Origin of the sequence: Mycobacterium sp. (assembly GCF_032161845.1) — a bacterium.
Lineage (GTDB): Bacteria > Actinomycetota > Actinomycetes > Mycobacteriales > Mycobacteriaceae > Mycobacterium.
The window spans coordinates 1-4,708 of sequence record NZ_JAVRQA010000007.1; the positions used below are offsets into that span (position 1 = coordinate 1).

General features: G+C 67.7%; 5 protein-coding genes and 1 pseudogene. 3 read left to right on the forward strand and 3 right to left on the reverse strand.

Annotated features, from left to right (window positions below):
• The 3 genes from QOD90_RS00270 to QOD90_RS00280 all read left to right on the forward strand — a co-directional run.
• The coding region (locus QOD90_RS00270; protein ID WP_526345493.1) for a xanthine dehydrogenase family protein molybdopterin-binding subunit at positions 1–1,461 on the forward strand (1,461 nt) is incomplete at its 5' end.
• Positions 1,458–2,417 carry an antibiotic biosynthesis monooxygenase gene (locus QOD90_RS00275; RefSeq protein WP_526345495.1) on the forward strand — a complete coding sequence of 320 codons (960 nt, stop codon included), beginning with the start codon at positions 1,458–1,460 and terminating at the stop codon, positions 2,415–2,417. The genes QOD90_RS00270 and QOD90_RS00275, both read left to right, overlap by 4 nt.
• Before the next feature lie 62 nt (positions 2,418–2,479).
• Complete coding sequence (locus QOD90_RS00280) at positions 2,480–2,791, forward strand: helix-turn-helix domain-containing protein (RefSeq protein ID WP_526345497.1); 312 nt, start codon at positions 2,480–2,482, stop codon at positions 2,789–2,791.
• On the opposite strand, the gene QOD90_RS00285 is transcribed toward QOD90_RS00280, so the two are convergent.
• From QOD90_RS00285 to QOD90_RS00295, 3 genes and pseudogenes are all read right to left on the reverse strand, one after another.
• Complete coding sequence (locus QOD90_RS00285; RefSeq protein ID WP_526345499.1) at positions 2,788–3,378, reverse strand: ClpP family protease; 591 nt, start codon at positions 3,376–3,378, stop codon at positions 2,788–2,790. The genes QOD90_RS00280 and QOD90_RS00285 overlap by 4 nt on opposite strands.
• Positions 3,375–3,986 carry a ClpP family protease gene (locus QOD90_RS00290; protein WP_526345501.1) on the reverse strand — a complete coding sequence of 204 codons (612 nt, stop codon included), beginning with the start codon at positions 3,984–3,986 and terminating at the stop codon, positions 3,375–3,377. Before QOD90_RS00290 ends, QOD90_RS00285 begins: the two co-directional genes overlap by 4 nt.
• Positions 3,987–4,057: 71 nt before the next feature.
• Positions 4,058–4,708, reverse strand: a pseudogene (locus tag QOD90_RS00295) (copper oxidase); the annotation flags it as partial.

The window sequence follows — 4,708 nt, forward strand, 5'->3', positions numbered from 1 at the left end:
GGGCGGCCGGTGTGCTGGGAGTACACCCGCGAGGAGGAGTTCACCACCGCCTCGCCGCGGCATCCGATGAAGATCACGGTCAAGCTGGGTGCCAGGACCGACGGCACCCTCACCGCGTTCCACTACCACAACGTCTCCAACACGGGCGCCTACGGCAACCACGGTGGCGAGACACTGTTCGCAGGCGGTGCGGCCGTCGCGCAATATCGTTGTGCCAACAAGCGATTCGACGGCTACTCGGTGTATACGAACACCGTGCCCAGCGGGGCGCTGCGCGGTTACGGCATGACCCAGCCGACCTTCGCCGTCGAATCGGCGATCACCGAACTGGCGATCGCGCTCGGCATGGATGCGGTCGAACTGCGCCGTCGCAACGTCGTGCAGCCGGGGGATTCGCTCGTCGCACTCGGTGACCACCCGGACGATGTGTCCTATGACGAGGACACGTTGACCGAGTGCCTCGACCTGGTCGACGACGCCCTGCAACGGACCGCCGGCCACGACGACCTCGGCCCCGACTGGCTGATCGGCAGCGGGGTGGCAAGCTCGATCCACGAGACGGCCCCGCCGACGGATCACATCTCCGACGCCTGGGCGACGTTGCGAGACGACGGAAGCTACGAAATCGCGGTCGGTACGGTCGAATTCGGCGAGGGCACCTCGACTGCCCACGTCCAGATCGCCGCGACCCAACTCGGCACCACGCCGGCACGGGTCCACCTGGTGCAATCGGACACCGACCGTACGGGGTTCGACACCGGCGCGTTCGCGAGCGCGGGGCTGTTCGTATCCGGCAACGCCGTGTTGCGGGCCGCCACGGCGCTGCGGATGAGCATCCTGCGCTTCGCCGCGCGACACACCGGCACCGAGTTGGCCGCTTGCGCGATGGACGACGACGGTGTGCGGTGCGGTGATTCGCGGCTCACCCTGCCCGACCTGCTGACGGCCGCCGGTGCGCGCGACACCCGGTTCACCGAGTCACGCAAGGCCTACGGGTCACCGCGCAGCGTGTCGACCAACGCTCACGGGTTCCGCATCGCCGTGCACCGGGTGACCGGCGAGATCCGCATCCTGTACAGCGTGCAGGCCGCAGACGCGGGCGTGGTCATCAATCCCGCCCAGGTGCGCGGACAGATTGAAGGCGGCGTGGCGCAGGCCATCGGGTTCGCCATCACGGAGAACTTTCACGTCGACGACGACGGCGTCATGGTGAATCCCAACCTGAGGAACTACCGCATCCCCACCTTCGCCGACATTCCCCGCACCGAGGTCATCACGGTCGCGTCGCACGATTCGGTTGGGCCCATGGCGTCCAAGGGAATCGGCGAATCATGCGTCAACCCGGTGGCGCCCGCGCTAGCCAACGCGCTCGCGGACGCGACGGGCATACGGTACCGGTCGCTGCCGTTGAGTCCGGAACGCATTTACGATCGGCTGCCCTCGACGAGCCCAAGTCGATGACCACCGACACTGCGGCGACCGTCATCATCGGCCAACGGGTCCGGCCGGAGCACGAGAACGAGTTCACCGCCTGGCAGCACGAACTCAACGAGACAGCGTCGCACTACCCGGGTTTCCTCGGCGCCGAGGTCACGGCGCCGACGCCGGTGCAGCCGGACTGGGTGGTGGTCTACCGGTTCGACTCGATCGCCAACGTGCAGGCCTGGATCAACAGCGCCACCCGGCAGGACCGCCTCGCGGCGGGCCAGAAGTATCTGGACGGACCACCGACCCAGCAGGTCGTCGGCGGGGCGGCCAAGCCGACGGATCAACTCGTCACCGTGGTGGTCAGCCATCGGGTGGGCGCCGATCAGATCGACGAGTTCCTCGCCTGGCAAGAACGACTTCGGTTGGCCGAGAGCGCATTCGAGGGCTACCGCGGTTCGGAGATCTTCCGGCCGGTCGAGGGCGTGCAGGAAGAGTGGACGGCCCTCTACCGCTTCGGCACCGCCGAGGATCTCGACAGGTGGATGGTGTCGGACCAGCGCCGGGAGCTCCTCGCCGAAGGCAGAACGTTCCATGACTTCCAGCTGCGCACCGTTGACAATTCGTTCGGCAGTTGGTTCGCCTTCGACGAGCACGGCAACCAAGCGCCGCCGCCGTCCGAGACCAAGAGTGCCGTCGCGGTGTGGGTGGGCCTCTATCCGACCGTCGTGGTGCTCACCCTGCTGCTGTCCCCGCTGAAGATGCCGCTGTGGCTGGGCCTGCTGATCGGAAACCTGTTGTCCAGCTTCACGATGAGCTTCCTCACCATGCCCTACTACGCCAACCCGTTGCTGAAGCGCTGGCTCCGGCCGCCGCCGGAGGCGCCAAGGGTGCGGGCGAACCTACGGGGAATCGGAATCGTCCTCGCGGCCAACGCCTTCTGGGTGGCCGTCTTCTACCTGGTGACCCGGGTGTTCTGGCACCTGCCCTAGCCGCGGCTGCGCTGACAGCGAACAAGCCTGCGCCACCCGTGCGTTCCAGCGAGGATGTCGCCATGGGCGAGATCATCCGCATCCATCGTGACCGCCAGGAGCCGGACCCACTGTGGCGCGAGGTGCTGGGCCACAGGCTGCGCGCCGTGCGTGAAGGCCGGGGTGACCGTCTGGTCGACGTGGCCGAGCGCGCAGGCATCTCGCCGCAGTACCTTTCGGAGATCGAGCGCGGCCGCAAGGAGCCGTCGAGCGAGATGATCGCCGCGGTGTCCGGTGCGCTCGGCATCGAACTGATCCGTCTGCTTGGTGGCATCTCCGCCGACCTGGGCCGCCCGATCCGCCGGTCCGCCGGTCCGATGCTGATGGCGGCCTAGGCTCGCTGGTCGAGTTGGTGGTCAGCCAAGCCGTAGGCGACTGCTCCGTCCGCATCGAACACCCGGTCGCGATCAGTGTCGTGCCGCAGTTCGTCAATGCTGCGTCCAGTGTGCCTGGCCAGGATCGCCTCGAGTTGGTTGCGCACTCTGACCACCTCGTCGGCCTGCAAGATCAGATCGGGGATGGTGCCGCGTCCCTGCGCCGCCGGCTGGTGGAGCACGACTCGCGAGTGTGGCAGCACCGCGCGCCGGCCCGCCGCTCCCGCCGCGAGGAGTACGGCGCCGGCCGCGACTGCCTGCCCGATGCACGTCGTCGCCACCGGCGCCTTGATGAACCGCATCGTGTCGTAGACCGCGAGCATCGCCGAAAGGTCGCCCCCCTCGGAATTGATGTAGAGGCCGATCTCCTGCTCCGGGTTGTCGGCCTCTAGGTGCAACAGCTGCGCAATCAGTGCGTTGGCAACGCCGGAGTCGATCGCCGTACCGAGATAGACGATCCGCTCGGTCAGCAGGTGCGAGTAGACATCCATGATCCGTTCGCCGCCGGCGTTGCGCGTGAGCACATTCGGAATCGTGTAGGTGCTCATGCGCGCGCGCCGATCCCGAACTGCTGCGCGTGCCTCGGCACGATCTGGGAGAAGTCCTCCACGACGCGGTCGACGAAGCCGTACTCACGGGCTTCCTCGGCAGTGAACCAGCGGTCGTGCAATGAGTCGGTGAAGATGCGCTCGCCGTCTTGACCGGTGTCCTCGGCGATGATCCCGAGCACGGTGTCACGGGTATGCCGCAGGTCGTCGGCCTGGACTTCCACCTCGACCGCCGAGCCGGCGATGCCCGCCGAACCCTGGTGCATCAGGATGCGCGCGTGCGGTAGGGCGAAGCGCTTGCCGCGAGCTCCCGAGGACAGGAGGAACTGCCCTGCACTGCAGGCCAATCCGAGTGCCAGCGTCGAGACGTCGCACGGCACGAGGTGCATCACGTCGCGGATGGCGAGCATCGCCGGTACCGAGCCGCCTGGCGAGTGGATCCACAGCGCAATGTCCTGGTCGGCATCATCGGTGGCGAGGGTCAGGAGCTGCGTGGCGAGCGCGGTCCCGTTGTCGTCGTCGAGCGCACCGTCCAGGACGAGCACACGCTTGCGGAACAGACTGTCTCGAAGTTGCTGATGGAATAACGGTTGCTTGTCGTCGGGCATACCTCGACGATGCCGCAACGCCAGCGCTTTTCGCTGCCTACGCTGCTCTCAGCAGAACGCCGCGTCGACTGCTACCTGCCACCGAGTGGCGCGGCACCGGTCAGGCCCGGGATCGGCGGGAGCGTCGCCGCCAGCTTCGGATCGAGCGTCGTCGCATTGGGGGCCGACCGTCCCAGCGTGTACCTGCGCACCTCCTGACCGGCCGGGGTCACCCCCGCCACCAGCAGGTCCGCCCCGACGGTCGTGCTCGTCGTCGCCACCGTCGTGCCGCCGGGGAAGGGCGCGAACGACGCGACCTGCGCGTACTTGGCGTTCTCTTCGTGGTGGTTGGGGTCGTCCAGGTAGATGCCCGGCTGGCCATCGAGCAACGACCCACTCGACCACGTCCGGACCGTGCCTGCGCCGGCAAGCTGACTGGTGAGGATGCTCTTGGCGCCGCCCTCGGCTCCCGCGACCCACCCGGTCGAGAGGCCGACTCCGCCGGTGTAGCCCTCGTCGTACGCCATGAACTGCGACGTCATCCGTGGCTCGTTCGGCTTGGTCGAATGCCCCTGCGGGGTCGTGCCATTGGCCCTGGCACGTGCGGTCGGCTCGTACAGGTCGTAACGGAACGTCTTGATCAGCGGCGCCTCACCTGGGCCGGGTGCCGTGACGACACTCTCCCGGCCGGACCCCGACTCGACCATGCCGGTGGCCAGCGCCACACCCGTTTCCGATCCCGG

Bases quoted from the DNA above. Each gene is read 5' to 3' on its own strand.
- QOD90_RS00280 (WP_526345497.1), top strand. From the start codon at position 2,480: ATGGGCGAGATCATCCGCATCCATCGTGACCGCCAGGAGCCGGACCCA.
- QOD90_RS00275 (WP_526345495.1), top strand. From the start codon at position 1,458: ATGACCACCGACACTGCGGCGACCGTCATCATCGGCCAACGGGTCCGG.
- QOD90_RS00290 (WP_526345501.1), bottom strand. From the start codon at position 3,986: ATGCCCGACGACAAGCAACCGTTATTCCATCAGCAACTTCGAGACAGT.
- QOD90_RS00285 (WP_526345499.1), bottom strand. From the start codon at position 3,378: ATGAGCACCTACACGATTCCGAATGTGCTCACGCGCAACGCCGGCGGC.